The sequence below is a fragment of the Streptomyces sp. NPDC004610 genome (assembly GCF_040609715.1).
Taxonomy (GTDB): domain Bacteria; phylum Actinomycetota; class Actinomycetes; order Streptomycetales; family Streptomycetaceae; genus Streptomyces.
This window is the reverse complement of the sequence record NZ_JBEXLA010000047.1, coordinates 1-15670: the sequence shown is the minus strand read 5'-3', so window position 1 is coordinate 15670 and position 15670 is coordinate 1. Positions and strand designations below refer to the sequence as shown.

23 protein-coding genes, 1 tRNA gene and 1 pseudogene are annotated in these 15670 nt (G+C 72.4%); 21 read left to right on the top strand and 4 right to left on the bottom strand.

Features of this window, described 5'->3' with window-relative positions:
* Positions 1-231 precede the first annotated feature (231 nt).
* Positions 232-696, bottom strand: a complete 465-nt coding sequence (locus ABZX40_RS36555; protein WP_355736218.1) for a GatB/YqeY domain-containing protein — start codon at positions 694-696, stop codon at positions 232-234.
* A 198-nt stretch (positions 697-894) separates the two neighbouring features.
* Between ABZX40_RS36555 and ABZX40_RS36550 the strand changes: the two genes are divergently transcribed.
* The 3 genes from ABZX40_RS36550 to ABZX40_RS36540 all read left to right on the top strand — a co-directional run bounded on the left by ABZX40_RS36550 (position 895) and on the right by ABZX40_RS36540 (position 2852).
* Positions 895-1821: a metallophosphoesterase gene (locus tag ABZX40_RS36550; protein ID WP_355736216.1), complete on the top strand. Its 927-nt coding sequence runs from the start codon at positions 895-897 to the stop codon at positions 1819-1821.
* A gap of 123 nt (positions 1822-1944) precedes the next feature.
* Positions 1945-2730 (top strand): Pr6Pr family membrane protein, encoded by a 786-nt coding sequence (locus tag ABZX40_RS36545; protein WP_355736213.1) that lies wholly within the window; start codon positions 1945-1947, stop codon positions 2728-2730.
* Positions 2731-2778: 48 nt separating this feature from the next.
* Positions 2779-2852 (top strand) — tRNA-Pro (locus tag ABZX40_RS36540).
* A gap of 103 nt (positions 2853-2955) precedes the next feature.
* Here the strand turns inward: ABZX40_RS36540 and ABZX40_RS36535 are convergent.
* The 3 genes and pseudogenes from ABZX40_RS36535 to ABZX40_RS36525 all read right to left on the bottom strand — a co-directional run.
* Positions 2956-4419: pseudogene (locus ABZX40_RS36535) on the bottom strand (LacI family DNA-binding transcriptional regulator); the annotation flags it as partial.
* A 95-nt stretch (positions 4420-4514) separates the two neighbouring features.
* A complete protein-coding gene (locus tag ABZX40_RS36530; RefSeq protein WP_355736211.1) occupies positions 4515-4670 on the bottom strand; it encodes a hypothetical protein in 156 nt (51 codons plus the stop codon).
* 151 nt (positions 4671-4821) lie between these two features.
* Complete coding sequence (locus ABZX40_RS36525; protein WP_355736208.1) at positions 4822-5328, bottom strand: helix-turn-helix transcriptional regulator; 507 nt, start codon at positions 5326-5328, stop codon at positions 4822-4824.
* Between the two features lie 182 nt (positions 5329-5510).
* On the opposite strand from ABZX40_RS36525, the gene ABZX40_RS36520 reads away from it, so the two are divergent.
* The 18 genes from ABZX40_RS36520 (at position 5511) to ABZX40_RS36435 (ending at position 15539) form a co-directional block, all read left to right on the top strand.
* Positions 5511-5984 carry a helix-turn-helix transcriptional regulator gene (locus tag ABZX40_RS36520; RefSeq protein ID WP_355736206.1) on the top strand — a complete coding sequence of 158 codons (474 nt, stop codon included), beginning with the start codon at positions 5511-5513 and terminating at the stop codon, positions 5982-5984.
* A gap of 86 nt (positions 5985-6070) precedes the next feature.
* Positions 6071-6895, top strand: coding sequence for a hypothetical protein (locus tag ABZX40_RS36515; RefSeq protein ID WP_355736203.1), 825 nt, complete (start codon positions 6071-6073; stop codon positions 6893-6895).
* The gene (locus tag ABZX40_RS36510; RefSeq protein WP_355736201.1) at positions 6892-7560 is read left to right on the top strand and encodes a hypothetical protein; all 669 of its coding nucleotides are present in this window, start codon (positions 6892-6894) and stop codon (positions 7558-7560) included. Before ABZX40_RS36515 ends, ABZX40_RS36510 begins: the two co-directional genes overlap by 4 nt.
* A complete protein-coding gene (locus ABZX40_RS36505; protein WP_355736198.1) occupies positions 7557-8072 on the top strand; it encodes a hypothetical protein in 516 nt (171 codons plus the stop codon). The genes ABZX40_RS36510 and ABZX40_RS36505 overlap by 4 nt, the downstream gene beginning before the upstream one ends.
* Complete coding sequence (locus ABZX40_RS36500; RefSeq protein WP_355736196.1) at positions 8069-8269, top strand: hypothetical protein; 201 nt, start codon at positions 8069-8071, stop codon at positions 8267-8269. Before ABZX40_RS36505 ends, ABZX40_RS36500 begins: the two co-directional genes overlap by 4 nt.
* A gap of 82 nt (positions 8270-8351) precedes the next feature.
* Positions 8352-9395, top strand: coding sequence for a hypothetical protein (locus ABZX40_RS36495; RefSeq protein ID WP_355736193.1), 1044 nt, complete (start codon positions 8352-8354; stop codon positions 9393-9395).
* Positions 9392-9874, top strand: a complete 483-nt coding sequence (locus ABZX40_RS36490) for a helix-turn-helix domain-containing protein (protein ID WP_355736190.1) — start codon at positions 9392-9394, stop codon at positions 9872-9874. The genes ABZX40_RS36495 and ABZX40_RS36490 overlap by 4 nt, the downstream gene beginning before the upstream one ends.
* Complete coding sequence (locus ABZX40_RS36485) at positions 9874-10116, top strand: hypothetical protein (RefSeq protein WP_355736188.1); 243 nt, start codon at positions 9874-9876, stop codon at positions 10114-10116. Before ABZX40_RS36490 ends, ABZX40_RS36485 begins: the two co-directional genes overlap by 1 nt.
* A 9-nt stretch (positions 10117-10125) precedes the next feature.
* Positions 10126-10518, top strand: coding sequence for a hypothetical protein (locus tag ABZX40_RS36480; protein ID WP_355736186.1), 393 nt, complete (start codon positions 10126-10128; stop codon positions 10516-10518).
* Position 10519: 1 nt separating this feature from the next.
* Positions 10520-11887 carry a hypothetical protein gene (locus ABZX40_RS36475; protein ID WP_355736183.1) on the top strand — a complete coding sequence of 456 codons (1368 nt, stop codon included), beginning with the start codon at positions 10520-10522 and terminating at the stop codon, positions 11885-11887.
* Positions 11888-11910: 23 nt separating this feature from the next.
* Positions 11911-12243 (top strand): hypothetical protein, encoded by a 333-nt coding sequence (locus ABZX40_RS36470; protein WP_355736181.1) that lies wholly within the window; start codon positions 11911-11913, stop codon positions 12241-12243.
* A complete protein-coding gene (locus tag ABZX40_RS36465; RefSeq protein ID WP_355736178.1) occupies positions 12240-12611 on the top strand; it encodes a hypothetical protein in 372 nt (123 codons plus the stop codon). The genes ABZX40_RS36470 and ABZX40_RS36465 overlap by 4 nt, the downstream gene beginning before the upstream one ends.
* Positions 12608-12820: a hypothetical protein gene (locus ABZX40_RS36460; RefSeq protein ID WP_355736175.1), complete on the top strand. Its 213-nt coding sequence runs from the start codon at positions 12608-12610 to the stop codon at positions 12818-12820. The genes ABZX40_RS36465 and ABZX40_RS36460 overlap by 4 nt, the downstream gene beginning before the upstream one ends.
* 115 nt (positions 12821-12935) lie before the next feature.
* On the top strand, positions 12936-13250 hold the full coding sequence (locus tag ABZX40_RS36455; RefSeq protein ID WP_355736172.1) for a hypothetical protein: 315 nt from the start codon (positions 12936-12938) through the stop codon (positions 13248-13250).
* Positions 13247-13954 carry a hypothetical protein gene (locus ABZX40_RS36450; protein ID WP_355736170.1) on the top strand — a complete coding sequence of 236 codons (708 nt, stop codon included), beginning with the start codon at positions 13247-13249 and terminating at the stop codon, positions 13952-13954. The genes ABZX40_RS36455 and ABZX40_RS36450 overlap by 4 nt, the downstream gene beginning before the upstream one ends.
* A 63-nt stretch (positions 13955-14017) precedes the next feature.
* Complete coding sequence (locus tag ABZX40_RS36445) at positions 14018-14281, top strand: hypothetical protein (RefSeq protein ID WP_355736167.1); 264 nt, start codon at positions 14018-14020, stop codon at positions 14279-14281.
* Entirely contained in the window at positions 14278-14967 is a 690-nt protein-coding gene (locus ABZX40_RS36440) for a hypothetical protein (protein WP_355736164.1), read from the top strand. Before ABZX40_RS36445 ends, ABZX40_RS36440 begins: the two co-directional genes overlap by 4 nt.
* Before the next feature lie 20 nt (positions 14968-14987).
* Positions 14988-15539 (top strand): hypothetical protein, encoded by a 552-nt coding sequence (locus ABZX40_RS36435; RefSeq protein WP_355736162.1) that lies wholly within the window; start codon positions 14988-14990, stop codon positions 15537-15539.
* Positions 15540-15670: the final 131 nt, after the last annotated feature.

Here is a 15670-nt window from a genome sequence, read left to right as displayed (position 1 = left end):
GTCGGTGCCGGTGGGTGGTACCGGGGGCGGTGCCGGTGGGTGGTGTGCTGATGTAGGGAGCCGGGACCTTGCCGGTGGTCGGTAGTCGTTCTGGTGGCGGGGGCGCTCCTCACTCTGGGGGGCGCCCCCGCCGTTTGCTTGTCGGCGGGGGGTGATCGTGTGGCCTGTGCGGGCGGGAGTCGTGCGGGCGAATGGTCGTGCGATCCGTGCGGGCGGGGCCGCTGACCGGGGTCAGCTCGCGAGGTGCTTCTTTACCGCGGCGGCGACCCGGCCACCCTCCGCCAGACCGGCGACCTTGGGGTTCACGATCTTCATGACCGCACCCATGGCCCGCGGCCCCTCTGCACCGGCCGCCTTCGCCTCCGCCACGGCCTGGACGACGATCTGCTCCAGCTCATCGTCGGAGAGCTGCTTGGGCAGATAGCCGACGAGCACCTCGCCCTCCGCCGTCTCCCGCTCGGCCTGCTGGGCACGGCCACCCTTGGCGAAGGCGTCGGCGGCCTCGCGGCGCTTCTTCGCCTCACGGGTGATCACCTTGAGGACCTCGTCGTCGGACAGCTCGCGCTTCGTCGTGCCCGCGACCTCCTCCTTGGTGATCGCGGTGAGCGTCAGCCGCAGCGTCGAGGAGCGCAGCTCGTCCCGCTCCCTGATCGCGGCGTTGAGGTCATCCTGAAGCTTCGACTTGAGCGTGGTCATGACTTGATTGTCGCAGGTGCGGGGGGAGGGGTGCCGGGGATTTCGGGGGTGGGGGCGCGGGGGTGGCGGGAGGCGGGGGTGGGTGTGTCCGCCGGGAGGGGCGGGTGCGAGGCGAGTGCCGGGCGGCTGCCGGGCCGGGTTCGGGTGGGGCTCGGGTGGGGGGGGTGGCGTACCGGACGGTTCTGACACGATGGTCGTATGCGCGCTCGATACGGTGTACCCCTGGGAATCACGGCGGCGAGTGCCGCCGGACTGCTCTACGCGGCGGGCTTCGAGGCCCGCTCCTTCCGCCTCCGGCGGGTGACGATCCCGGTGCTGCCCACGGGGATGCGTCCGCTGCGCGTGCTGCATGTCTCCGACATTCACATGGTGAGCGGGCAGCGCAAGAAGCAGCGGTGGCTGCGGGCGCTGGCCGGGCTGCGGCCGGACTTCGTGATCAACACGGGGGACAACCTGTCCGACCCGGAGGGGGTCCCGGAGGTCCTGGACGCGCTGGGCCCGCTGCTGGAGTTCCCGGGGGCGTATGTCTTCGGCTCCAACGACTACTACGGCCCCAAGCTGCGCAACCCGGCCCGCTATCTTTTCGAGAAGGCGCAGGGCCGCTATGGGCTGAACGGCAATGCCCCGGCCGTAGGGGCGATCCACAACCCGTGGCAGAAGCTGCGCGACGGTTTCGACGAGGCCGGCTGGCTGAACCTGACGAACACGCGGGGCGTGCTGAAGGCGGCGGGGGTGTCGGTGGAGCTGACGGGCGTGGACGACCCGCACATCAAGCGGGACCGGTACGAGCAGGTGGCGGGCGGTCCGTCGGGAGCGGGTGATCTCGCGATCGGCGTGGTGCACGCACCGTATCTGCGCAGCCTGGACGCCTTCACGGCGGACGGTTACCCGCTGATCCTCGCCGGTCACACTCATGGAGGGCAGCTGTGTCTGCCGTTCTACGGGGCGTTCGTCACGAACTGCGATCTGGACACGGAGCGGGTGAAGGGGCTGTCCACGCATACGGCGGAGGGGCGGACGGCGTATATGCATGTGTCGGCGGGGTGCGGGACGAATCGGTACACGCCGGTGCGGTTCGCTTGTCCGCCGGAGGCTTCGTTGCTGACGTTGGTGGGGCGGGAGTAGGGGGGTAGGGATTGGCGGACCAGGGACGGCGGCTCGGGGGTGGGGGCGCGGCGCTCGGGGACCCGTTACCCCGCACAGCCCACCCACATCGCCCCATATGCCCCTTTTGCCTAGCCTGAGGGCATGACCGCCCCTATACCCCGGGACATACCCGACCTCCCCGCGGTCCCGGGTATGCCCGCACTGTTCCCGTCCGCCGTTCCGGCCGCCGCCGTGGTGACGCCGGTGCGCCGACCGCTGGCCGCCGTCCTCCGCGTACTGATCGCGCTGACCGCGGCCACCGGCGTCGCCGTCTACCTGCTCCTCGGCAACCCGCTCCGGGTGCTGAGCTACTTCACCGTCCAGGCGAACGTGCTGCTCGCGCTGGTCATGCTGGCGTCGGCCCGACGCGCCTGGACCGCCCGTCGCCCGCTCTCGGGCGGGGTGTCGGGGGCGGCGCTCCTCTATATCGTCACGACCTCGCTCGTCTACCACCTGCTGCTGGCGAACGAAGCGAGCCCGTTCGCGATGACCGCGACGTCCGGGGCGGCGGGACAGCCGCAGGCGACGGGCTGGGCCACGGCGGCGAACATCCTGCTGCACACGGTCACGCCGGCCGCGGCGGTGCTGGACTGGCTCCTGTTCACGACGCCGGGCCGCCTCCGCCTCCGGCAGGCCGCGCCGTGGCTCCTCTATCCGGTCGCCTACCTGGCCTTTTCCCTGGGGCGAGGTGAGCTGATACTGCCGGGGGCGGCGGGCCGGTACCTCTACCCGTTCCTCGACGTCGACCAGCACGGATACCGGGGGGTCCTGGCCAACGCGCTGCTGCTGGGGCTGGGGCTGTATGCCGCCGCGGTGGTGCTGGTCGTCGTGGACCACATCCGCCCGAACCCGGTACGTCACCGGACCAAAACCGGATTTCGTCTCTAGCCACCGGTGGGCTAAAGTAATCGACGTCGCCACGGCGAGTGGGGACATCGGGGTGTAGCGCAGCTTGGCAGCGCGCTTCGTTCGGGACGAAGAGGTCGTGGGTTCAAATCCCGCCACCCCGACAGAGAAGTACCAGGTCAGGGCCGGTTTCCTTCATCGGAGACCGGCCCTGATTGCAGTCCTGGGGCATTCTGGGTGTGAGCTGGGTGTGATCTTGACCGTCGGCTATCGCGACGTGAGACGCTCCTGCAACAGCCGGTCGAGCACCGGGACTGGGGACTGTGGCTGCAACGCTAAGCGGGCGTCCAGCGCCTCGTACCAGACCTCCGTCAACTGATCCATGAGCGTCGCCCGCATCGAGTCCGTGACGTGCGTGTAGCGGGCGCTGACCGAGCTGTCCTCGTGCCCCATCCGTTCGTCCATCAGGACCTTCGGCGTGCCGAGTTCCTCCATCAGCGTGCGATGGCCGTGCCGTAGCCCGTGGCGAGTCAGCCGGTCCTTGATGGGCAGCCAGCACGCCTCTGCGCGGGTGGAGGCCCCCCGGCTTCGCACCGGAACGCCGGGGAATCCGCCCGACACAGGGACAGGATGCGCCTCCTGAGGCGCCTTCTTCGGGTACCAGCCGCTGGCGGCCGGGGTGAAGACCCATGTTGCGTGTCCGCTGCGCCGCCAGTGCGCTGCCTCGCGGGACGGCCCGACCTGCCGGACGAATCCGAGGTCGGCGATGGCTTTTTCCACTCGGTCCCGGGTCTTCGCCGCCACCTTGTCAGGTCGGTTCAGAACGTTGGAGACCGTGCCGGTGGAGACGCCGGCCACCTCGGCGACCTGACGAAGGGTCGGCCCCTGCTGGCGGGCACCGCCCACGCCCCTGCCGCTGTACACGTACGTGAGGCCGTGACAGGGGCAGGGCTCGGGTTTGGTCCGTGCAACGTGGCCACCGACGAGGCGCGAGAGGAAGGGCGGCGAATCTATGGTGCGGTAGCTGTCGTCCTTTGGCGGGCAGCGCACCAACTCCCCACTGTCCAGTTCGTAGAGCTGCCACTCGATCCGGAAGGAGCGTGCCTCGGGCCGGGCGTACTGGGTCTCCAGCCCGACCAGTTCGCCCCAGCGCTGGCCGGTGTAGGTCTTGTGGATGTGGGCCACGAACTCGTCGTCGCGGCCGGACAGAAGCGACGAGCGTTCCGCAATCAGGAGGGAGCCGAGCATCGTGGTGATCTTTTTCTCGGGGCCGCGGCTCCGGCTCCGACCATGACGTCGGCCACGGCCTCGGCGGCGTTCGGCAGCGTTCTTGTCAGCGTGGCCGGCGTCGACCGCGTCGGCAAGAATGAGATGCAAGAGTGAGCGGTACGTCCGAACGCTGCTCGGCGCGGACGTCTCACGCTTCTCCTTCTCCCATGCGTTCACCTTGGGTGGGGTGATCTCACGGATCGCCTTGTCCCCGAACGTCGGCAAGAGATGTGCGAGGCTGCGCGGATAGTTCTGCATCGTCGAGTCGGCGAGAACCTGCTCGGCGAGCCACTTCGTGGCGAACTCGCCGAAGGTGACCCGAGCGGCGGCGGCTGCTTCTTCAGGTGGTACCCATCGGCCCTTCTTGGCTTCCGCGAAGGCGTCTGACTCGGCCTTCTCGGCGGCCTTCTGCGCTGTGGTCTTGGTTGGGAAGCGGACGGCTCGGCCGTCCTCGTCCACGACGACCCCCTGTGCCACGCGGTCTGGGCGCTGAAAACATGCCCGGTAGTAGACCTTGCCACCCCGGCCCGTTCTCTTCTCTGCGTAAGCCACACGACTCACCCTCTCGGTGTCGAGACAAGGGCATGGATCAGCTCGCGCGCGGTGTAGCCACCGCGTCTTAAAGTGCCCGTGATCGCTTGCTCCTGTTCCTTGGTGAACAGGTCAGCGTTCAGGCAGAGCACGCGCTCGTCGCGTTCGTGGTCGACCCACATGGCGACGACAGTTGGCACTCCTGACACGCGTAGAGCGCAGGGCCGTATGTGCGGCGACATACGTCATCCCTCCACCGAATTCGGTGGCCCCCTCATCCGGTGGTCAAATATGACCACATGTTCATCACTGATGGCAGACGGTAGGGAAAAGTCAGTCAGAATTGTCTACTGAGTGGGCATCAGGTTCTGCCGAGATTGCGATGTCCAGGGAGCGCAGCGACTCCAGCAACTGTTCTGGCGACTGGCCGTCGACACCGCGGATGACGATGGTCGCGCGCACTCGGCCTGTGGGAGTAGCCACCTCTTCCACCATCGCCTTGAGGAGCGGGCCACGGCGTAGCGACTCCTGCACCTCCAGGGAAAGATCGGACAGGCCACTGGAGGCGACCTCGGGCGCGGCGGGAGGCGCAGCGCCGAGGGTCGGCTCGCCGCCGTCGAGCACCTCCTCAATAGCCCCGTCAGCCCATCCGATCAGCAGCCCGTACTGCCTGATCGTGGGGGTCACCTTCGCGACATCGCCGATCTCGATGTTCCTGATGGCGCCCCGCTTGACGCCGATCGCCGACGCGACTTCTTGCTGCTCCATGCCGCGCGCAATGCGTCCTGCTTTCAGCTTCTCGCCGAGCCGCGTCCAATCTCTGGCCATGGCCTCCATCATGCCGCACGTTCACGCAACAGCAAGTGCCCATGACCAGCGCATCGGGGGCGCATGCGTTGCACATCAGGAGGCAGAAGTACCCGTGAGTGATCACCAGAAAGCACACTTCAGGTTCAGTAACTGAGCGCACAAGTAGCCCATCCGTCTTGCATCGGTGCGCAAGAGATGCCTACTCTCTGAGCGTGAGACCGAACGGAACAGCCATCCGGGCGCTCCGACAGGCTCAGTCTCTGAGCCTGCGCGAGCTTGCCCGCCTCGCGGACACCACGGCTAGCCAGATCTCCCGCATCGAACGGGGGGAGGTTGGCGAGCCAGGCGAGGCGCTGCTCCGTCGGCTGGCGGATGCACTCCACGTGCCCGCCGATGACATCTCCCGAGGAGAACCCGTGCCCCCCAAGACGACGACCGAGCGGGTACAGCGGGCCACGCCGTACCCGGGAACCCCAGAGGGCGAGGTCTTCCACTACACGCCGGCCGAGGCCGCCGGGTACCTGCCCTGGTCCGCCCTCCAGCTTCGCCGGAAGGCATACGCCCGCGAGATCCCTTTCAACGACGGCGGCAACCGCATCACATTCACGGGCCGCGACATCCGCGAGATCAGCGACATGACCGCTGTTCGGCCGCTCTCGGAGACCACGCAGCGCCGGAGCGCCTGACGGCCGGGGCCGCGCCCGGCTCCACCCAGGCAACGGCCCCTTCGGATCACCACCCCTCAAACCCCAAGCCCAAGGAGTGGATCACCATGGGTGAATCTTCTCAGAACCCGCCCGGGGCACTACCCCCCGAGGCTCCGCCCGTCCTCCTGCTGACGGCTGCGATGTTCGACACCTTCCGCCTCGCGACTCCCGCCCCGATGGGGTCGGCGGTGACGACAGAGCAGGCGGCGGCTGCGGTCATCGACGCGACGATGACCGCTGAGGGCATCACAACGGGCACCGAGCTGGCCGCCGCCGAGGAGCTGGCGGGGCTGCTCTTCCAGCCTTCCCGCGTGGAGGCCGCCGTGGCCGCCGTCCGCGAGCAGACCCGCGCCGAGTCGCGAGCGGAGATCACAGACATACGCCGCCAGCGGGACCGCGTGATGCGGCTGATCGAGGGCCGCCCCGCCGCGCACTGGCTGACGGCCGCCGAGGTCGCGACCGCGGTCCTCGGCGACACCGTCTCGCCGCGCGACCGCATCCCGATGACCCTGCACTGGACCGGGGCCATCGACTACATCCCGGGCACCGCCGTGGCCGTACGGTGCACCTCGTCGTACGGACAGCCCGCCGTCCTCGCCATCGAGCGGGGCGAGGACCGCGCGGCCCTGGCCGCGCTGCTGATCCCCCCGCCCGCCGCCACCAGCCCGTGTGAGACGGACGGGTGCGGGACGCCCGACGACTGCGACGCGTCGGACCCGGCCATGCTCGGCTGGACCCGCGTGGAGGTCGCCGGCGTCGGCGATGTGCCCCGGTGGTACTGCACGCCCGGCTGCGTCACCGCCGCCCTGGACCGTGCCGGTGAGCAGCTCGCCGACGACGACCAGGCCGAGGCCGTGGCCACGGACGAGCGTGTGGGCGGTGCCTGGTGAAGAGCGTTCTCGACACCTACCTCGGCTGGGACGAGCCCCGGCACATGGACGAGTGCAGGCGCCCGTCCTGGGAGGTCGCCGTACGCACCGGGGAGGAGACCCGCTACAGCGCCCAGCACCACTACGGCCAGGAGCCCGCGCACCACAAGTGCAAGGACGAGTTCTGCGGCCACGGCGGTGACTTCGAGCAGGTGACGGTGCGGATCGTGTGCCGGTCCTGCGGCGCCGCCCAGGTGGTGACCGGTGAGAAGACCGAGGACACCGGGGTCTCGGACACCAGCACCTGGTGGCTGGGGTACGGGATGGCGCCGCGTCAGGCGGCCGGGCTGCTGCTGTGGCCCGCCGCGCCGTGGCTCCCCTACGGCCGCGGTCTGGATGCGGAGCCGCACGACTTCGTCGTCACCCGCACCGGCGTCAAGGCCGTCACTCAGGACTCGGTGGTCGGGCAGATCATGCAGAGCACGGGCAGGCGCAAGGGCGTCATCTGGGCCGCGCTCGCCGTGCCCTCCCCGGACGGCCCGTACGGGGCGGGCCAGCCCGTCAAGTACGCGCACCGTAACGACGGCTACACCGCCGGGGACCCGCCGCTGCGCACGGTGCGGGCGGCCGCGCGGTGGGTCGGCGCGCGCCTCGCCGAGCGCGCGGCAGGGAGTGATGCCGCGTGACCGCCATCGAGGAGAGCGGCGCGGCGGGGGCAAGGTCCGGGAAGAGCACCCAGGACGGCGACCAGCTGTCCGTGGGCGATGCCACCTGGGCCCTGACGCTGCCGCACCTGCCCTACGCGGATGCCGTGCACAACGCGGTCCTGGCCCGGGGCCTGGTTCCGGGCGCCGTCGAGGCGGGCGTCCGTGAGGAGTACAGCGGCCGGGCCGAGCTGTACCTGCGGCTGGCGTGGCCGCCGGGCCACCCCGCGCTGGCCGAGCCCGTACGCCGCGACGGGCTGACGCTCGCCTGGGCGCCGCTGTCCGCGTGGTCGGCACACGACCGGCACGGTGACGAGGTGCTCCTCGACGTGCCCGAGCTGGCCGCGCCGGAGCTGATCGCGGACGCCGCCGCCCACTACGTCCGCCACTGCCTCTCCAGCCCGTGGGTGGTCCCGGTACAGGGCCGGTGGGAGCACGCCGGACGCCTGGACGCGGCGCTCGGCGTGCACGAGGAGCGGGAGGTGGAGTGGTGAGCGCGGTGCTCTGGCTCCTCGTCCTGTCCGTGGCGGTGGCCGGGGGGTGGGCCGTGATCCTGGCCGCCGGGACCCGCCCCGCCATGCGCGCCGCGGACCGTGTGACCCGCCGCGCGCACCGGGTGCGGGACCGGCTGTACGTGCCGGTGCGCACCGCGTGGGAACTCGCGCGCTACGACCTCGCACCGCCCGACTGACCTGCACCCCTACTTCTGATCTCCGGCCGGGCGGCCGTGCCGACGTCCGTCCGCCCGGCCGGGCACCAACGAGGAGATTTCCATGCTTCGCGAGCAGCGACTGAAGATCATCACCGATGCCCTGACCCGGCCCCGGCTGACCCGGCCCGTGGTCGGGCACGAACTCCGGCAGGCGGTCCTGACGTACACCGGTGCGCAGACCGAGTGGACGGCCACCCTGCCCCAGATCGCCGAGGTCCTCGACACCGCGCTCTTCCCCGGGGCGGAGACGCCCCCGCCCCCGGCCGCTGCCGCCGGGCCGGGCGTCTTGCGTGCGCCGACGGCGGAGGAGACCGAGGCCGCCACCCGGATCCTGCTGCGGGCCTGGGCGCCCGGCAGCCTGCCGCCCGGCCGCGACGACGGCGACACGGGCGGGGACGACGGGGACCCGGACGAGTACTGCGGCTGCGCGGGTGAGGACGATGACGGGGAGTCCCTCGGCTGCAACTGCGGCGGCGGCTGCATCTGCGAGGAGTGCCTCTACAACGCGTACGCCCGGAACGGGCGCTGCTGGGTGCAGGGCTGCGGCAAGCCGACGGCGTTCCGGGTGGTCCGGTTCGCGATGGCGGACGTGCACGTGCACGAGGCCACCGCGCGGGGTGCGGTCTGCCCGCACGCGCCGGGTGAGGCCCACCACTGCACGCCCGACGCCGTGTACATCACGGCCGGGCAGGAGGAGCAGGTGTTCGGCCGCACCCCGGCATGCAGCCTCGCGCACGCGGTCCAGCTCCGCGACTCCGGCCTCTACGACACGCCCCGCAGGCAGTACCGGATCGAGGCATGGACCTACACCCCGCACCCGCGGGACCTCCCCGCCCCGTTGCCGCAGCTCCGGCTCCACGCCCGCAGCGCTCACGAGGTCCTCGGCTTCGCCGTCGAGGCACACACGCGGGCCGATCAGCGCGGCACGCAGCTGTGGCTGGATGCGGTCCGCCGGTCGGTCGCGCTCGCCGCGTGGCACGCCCGCCAGCCCCTGGCGCACCCCCACGACGACGGGGACGACTTCGATGACCGGGAGGACCTGGCCGGTCCCTTCCAGGACGAGCCCGGCGAGCCGGACGACGAGCCGGACGGCGGTGGCTGGTGAGTCCGGAGTCGGCGCGTGCGCACCGCCGCCGTGAGGTGGCCGATCTGCGGGCGGCCGAGCCGGACCTGAGCCTGCGGCAGATGGCCGAGCGGCTGGAGATCTCCCGCGACACGGTGACCCGGGACCTGGAGGTCCTCGGCCTCCCGGTGCCCGGCCGGTCTCCGGCCGATCGGCCGGTGGCGGATTCTGCGCCGCAGGCCAGCCCCGGTGACCCGGCCGAACCCGCGCCGCCGGCCGGGGCCGGACTGGTCCGGCTCCGGCCGGTCGACCGCGACCTGGCGGTGCTGGCGCAGACCGGCCGGACGCCGGACGAGATCGCGCAGCAGGTGATCGGCGCGGTGGCCGACCGGTACCGCCACGCCCTGGCCGCCGGGGACATCGGGCCCGGTGTGCCGTTCGTCGTCACGGGCATGGTGCTGCGGCCGCTGCCGCACCGTGCCTCCCGCACCACGCCCGCCCCGGCCACGGGCGGCGCGTGATGACCGGGCCGCCCGCTCCGCCACCCCCAGGGGGCGGGCGGCCCACCCCCGCCGTCCGACTGGACGCCGGTCTGCACGGTCTGTGGGTCGACCTCGGAGACCGCCGGGGCCACACCCCGGAGGCGCGGTTCACGTGCCGTCACGGCTGCGAACTGGAGGCCCACGGCACCTTCCACGTCCGTGAGTTCACCGCCCGCATCGCCGACATCCATGCCCGGACCTGTCCGGGCCCCGTCCAGTGAGGAGCGCTCATGCCCACCCCGACCCCCCGTGACATGGCGGCCGCGCCCCGGCGCGCCCCCGCGCAGGCCCCCGCTCCGGCCCCGGTCCCGGCCGGCTACGACCGGCACCGCTGGGAACAGGCCCTGATAGCCACGCCGCTGCCGCACTCCTCCGCCCGCCTGCTGGCCTGGGGCCTGGCCCACCTCGCCGGGGACTCCGGCCGCCTGGCCGCCGGTACCACCGACGCCCGCCGTCTGGCCGACCGGCTCGGGGTGCCCCACAAGCACCTCGGGCTGAACCTGTGGCAGCTGGAGCGGGCCGGGCTGATCCACCGCCCCGCCGAGAACACCTGGCAGCCGCGGCACATGGGCCGCCCCGTCACCCTGACCATCCCGCCCGCGCCCCAGCCGGACGCCGTCTGACATGCCCCGCCAGCCCGCGCCCGCCGCCGAGCCCCGCCACCACCACGGTGGCGGGGCCGGTGGTGCTGGGCGCGGGCAGTGGAGCACCGTCCCCATGCGGATCGTGTGGGCCGACGGCTACGAGGACTCCGACACCCGCGTCTACGTCAAGTACAAGGCGCTGTCCCGGGGCAGGCGGGCGACCGCCGCGGTGGACAAGGTCGCCGCGTGGCTGGGTGTGTCGAAGTCGACCGTGGAGCGCGGCGCGCGCCGCCTCGGCAGCCCGGCCGCCGACGGGGTGACGGAGCTGTTCACCCGCCGGCGGACCCACCAGGTCACCGGGACCGGGCAGACCGCCGAGCGGTGGACCCGCGACCTCGGCCCCGGCGAGCGGTACGTGTCGGCCCCCGTACGGGCCGCGGACACCCTGCGCGGCACCCTCCACCGCCTCTACCTCCTGGCGCGCTACACCCAGACCGTCGAGAAGCGGCAGCTGACCCTCGCCGAGATGGCCTGGGTGCTGCGCCACCGCACCGGGAAGCGGGCCGGGCAGCCCCTTGCCGACGCCACGGTCTCGCGCCTCCTGGCCGAGCTGGACGCGCTGGGCTGGATCACCCTGGAGCGCCGCGCCGGGTACCGCGGCCGCCACCTGGTCACCGTGCACGACGACCCGGTCCGTCCCGCCGAGGGCCCCGGGGCGACACCCGGTCCTGATGACGGATCGGGTCCCGATCTTGGTGACGGATCCCCCGCGTATAAGGAAGACCACCAACTGAACGACCGGGGAAGGGAAACACCGGCCGGTGGTTCCTTCCGCCGTAGGCGAGATGACCGTGAGTACGGGCCGGATCCTGTGGATACCGCCGGTAACGGTGGGGTGGTCGGCTGCCCGCCGGGGGTGGTCCCGGCCGCCCTGCGCCCGGCCCGCCCCGGACCGGCCCCGTACACCGGGCCGCCCCTGACGCTCAGCCCCCGCGTCTGGCGCGTCCTGGAACCCGTGGCCGACCTCCTGCCCGGCGTGCGGCCGTTCGTGGTCCGCCGGATCGCACGGGAGATCGGCGCGCAGCTGGACGCCGGGATCTGGGCCCAGGACATCCGCGACCAGATCACCCGGCTGCGTCGCTGGACCCCCGCCGAGGACATCTACGACCCCGGCCGCTGGCTCCTCGGCGCCGTCCTCCCCGTCCGCAGCAAGTGCGGGATGCCCGGCTGCCACTGGGGGTTCCTCGCCCATACCGGCCAGCCCTGCAAAGCATGCGCCGAGATCGCCACCGTGCACCCGCCCCCAGCCGCGACCCGCCCCGGCTGGCACGAGTGCGGCGACTGCCGCAGACCCAGCCGCCACCCCCTCACCACCGGCCTGTGCACCACCTGCCGCCCCACCGCCTGACCGACCCGAAAGGACCCGATGCGATGTACCACCCGATACCGCGCCCGGCCGCCCCCAACGGCCCCGGCCACTGCCCCAGATGCCACTGCCCGGTGATCTGGTGCGTCACCGCCGCCAACCGCGTCCCCCTGGCCGTCGACCGCGACCGCGACCCGGGCGGCAACCAGGCCGTACGCCAGGACCACACCGGCCGCTGGCTCACCCGGCAACTCACCACCGAACGCCCCACCACCGAGGCCGCCGAGGCACTCCACCGGCCGCACATCGCCACCTGTCCCACCCCCGCCCCGCGTACCGCCCGCCCCACCACCGGCGGCCGCCGCAGCGCACGCCCCACCACCTGGCCCCAGCGATGACCACACCCCCGCACACCGGCCCCCGAAAGATCATCGCCGCCGCCCTCGATGACTGGTGGCTCACCACCGACCCCAGCCGGCCCCCCGACACCACCGACGCCGCCGAAACCGTCGAGATGTACCTCCTCAGCAGCGGCTACCGGATCACCCCCGACACCCGAAAGGCACCCCACACCATGCCCGTTCCCAGCCGCGGCACCGTCATCGGCGCCGGCGCACTCGCCCTCCTCTGCGCCATCACCGCCGTACTCGCCGCACTCCGCGGCGACACCGCATGGGCCACCCTCGGCACCATCGGCGCCGCACTCCTCACCTACGAGACCGCCCGCGACGCCCGCGACCGCCGCCGAGGACGGGCCGCCCGATGACCCCCGCCCACACCTACACCGTCGCCGTCATCGGCGGCACCACCGTCGCCGTCGTCCTCGTCCTCTTCACCGTGCTCGCCATCGGCATCTACCTCACCGCCTCCCGCCTCATCGAGGCCCGCGACACCCGACGCGAACACCGCCGCGCCCTCGCCGACTTCCGCGACCAGCTCAACACCCTCCCCACCACCCACCACCCCGACGAGTAGCCCCTCGCGCGCCTGTGAACACACGCGCGCAACGCAGGCACGCGCGTACGCGCGAGACACCTGTCATTACTATCCGGTAGCCACGGCCGGGTCACACCGGCCGGAAAGACTGATCATGGAAACCCAGCAACACGACCACGACGACGTCCACTACATCGTGTCCACCGCCGGCACCGCCCTCTCCGGCGCCCGCTGCGAACACGGCGACACCGCCGTCGACGTCATCCTCACCGGCACCCCGTGCCAGCCCGGCGCACTGCCCGACCACATCAACGCCCTCGTCCCCCGCTGCGGATTCACCGCCATCGTCGGCGCCGTCATCGCCCAGATCCACCACCACGAAGGCGCGGCCGCCGCCGAGCACTTCATCGACCAGGTCCACCTCGCCCAGGCCACCGCCCACCACCAGATCGAGCAGAACGCACGATGACCGGGCCCGCCTGCGCCGTCTGTCACCGCACCACCACCCCCGGCACCCACATCTGCCCCGGGCACCTGGCCGATCTGCGCGCGCACCTGGCGGAACTGCCGCGCCTGGTCCGGCTCCTGGAGGCCGAGTTCGTGGCCGCCTCCGGGTCCCCGGCGCGCGGCCGGATCGGCAGCACCGGCCGCGCCCACGCCCCCGTCCCCGTCGATCTGCGGGTCCTCACACTCCTCGGACCCGGCCGGGTCGACCCGGCCGGCCCCGACGACGACGGCACCGTGCCCATCCTCGCCCTGCTGGACGAATGGGCCGGGCACCTCGCCTACACCTACTCCTCGGCTTCACGCGACCGGCACGGCACCCAGCACACCCAGCCCTGCGAGGCCGCCGTACCCCGCAGCGGCTACACCGTCACCGGCTGGTGCGCCTGGCTCACCGCCTACCTCCCCTACGCGGCCGGCCTGCCCGCGGTCGGCGACCTCCACCACCAGCTCCACCGCCTCACCGACCGGCTGTACGACCTCACCCACGCCGTACCCCACTCGCACCCCCAGACCGCCCCCTGCCCCCACTGCCAGGCGTTCGGCCTCGTCGCCGTCGACGGCCGGGACGGCATCACCTGCACCGTGTGCGGCCACCACCTCACCACCACCGCCTACGCCCACCACGCCCGCGCCCACCTCGACGCCCACCAGCCCGCCACCACCTGACAACAACCCGACAACCCCGCCGATACCCGCGTGTCGGCCCCAGCAGACAAGGAAACTCACCGAATGCCACAACAGCCCACCCGCCGCCCCCAGTTACCGGCCCGCCGGGACTCACCCGGCCCCGCCCTCGACGGCCCGGCCCCGGTCGAGGTGCGCCTCATCGGCGACGACACCGCCGTCCGGCGCCTGGTCGACGCGCTCCAGCAGACCGCCCACTGCGGCCCCGCCTCCTACCGGCCATCCCGCCACGGCGACGCCACCCGCGCCTACCTCACCGTCATCGTCCCCACCCAGCCCGCCACCAGCGAAGGAACCACCCGCCCATGACCATTCGAACCGGAATCGCCACCCGCGAGGGCACCGCCGAGGACAATGCCGACGCCGCCCGGGTGTACGTCCTGGCGGACGGCAGCCTCGGCGCAGCCGTCATCGACGGCATCGGGCACGGCCCCCACACCAGCCGCACCACCCCGCTCCTGGCCGAGGTCGCCGCCCGCTACGCCGCCCACAAGAGCGCGCTCGCCGGCATCATCGGCGCGGGGCTTCTCGTGGCTGATCCGGGCCCGGACGGCGACGAGGCCAACGCGGTCGGGGTTGTTGCCCGCAGCTACAGCACCGGCATCCGCATAGTGTGGGTGGGCGACTGCCGCGCCTACGGCTGGAACGGTCGCACCCTGACCGAGCACACCACCGACCAGACCATGGCCCGCTGGGCCGAGCAGTACGGGCCCCCGGTCGACGTGACCAAGCACTATGGCGACTGGGTGCGCGCCACCCTCGCCACCGTGACCGTCGCCGTCCCTGGCGAGGTCGAGGTCACGGACCCCCTCGTCCTGCTCACCAGCGATGGCGTTCACGACCAGGTCCCGCACGAGGTCTTGGAGGACCTCGTGCGCGAGCACCAGCACGACCCCCAGGCCCTCGCCCAGGCCCTCGTCACCGCCGCACGGCCGGACCCCCAGGGCTACCGCGACGACGCCACCGCCATCGTCATCACCCGCCCCACCACCTGACAAGGGAGCCCCTCCACACCATGTGGCCCACCATCATCGCCGTACTGGGCGCACTCGCCGGCGCCGCCCTGGGCGGCGGCATACAACACCTCACCGCCAGCCGCGACCGCGTCGAGGAACACCGCCGGCAGCACCGCCAGGACGTCGTCACCGCCGTCCGGGAACTGCTCGCCGCCGCCATCGCCTACCGGGAACACTTCTGGCTCCGCATCGCCGCCCTCCGCGATGCCGAGTTCGAGACGAGCAGCGAACGAGCCGCCCTCTACCGCGCCCGCTCCGAGCTGACCAACGCCCGGGACGCCCTGGTCCTCCTCACCAACGACCCCGGCCTCACCCACGCGGCCCGGGACGTCTCCTGGTCCGCGATCGAACTGAGCGAGATCAAACTCGGGCCGGTCGACGGCGGCCGGTTCGCCGGTGACGTCGAAGCCCGGCTGGAGGCCGGCCGGGCACTGAGCCGCGACGCACACACCACCCTGCGGGACGCGGGCGTGGCGTACGTGCACGGCACCCCGCCCCCGCCCGGAGCCGACAGCCGCCAGCACTTCCTGTCCCGGCACCCCGGGAACTGACCCACCCCACCCGGCAGCCGCGGGGGGGGGGCGGCCCCCCCCCAGGCCCCCCGCCCCCCCCCCCCCCCCCCCCCCCCCCCCCCCCCCCCCCCCCCCCCCCCCCCCCCCGGGGGGGCCCCCCCCCCCCCCCC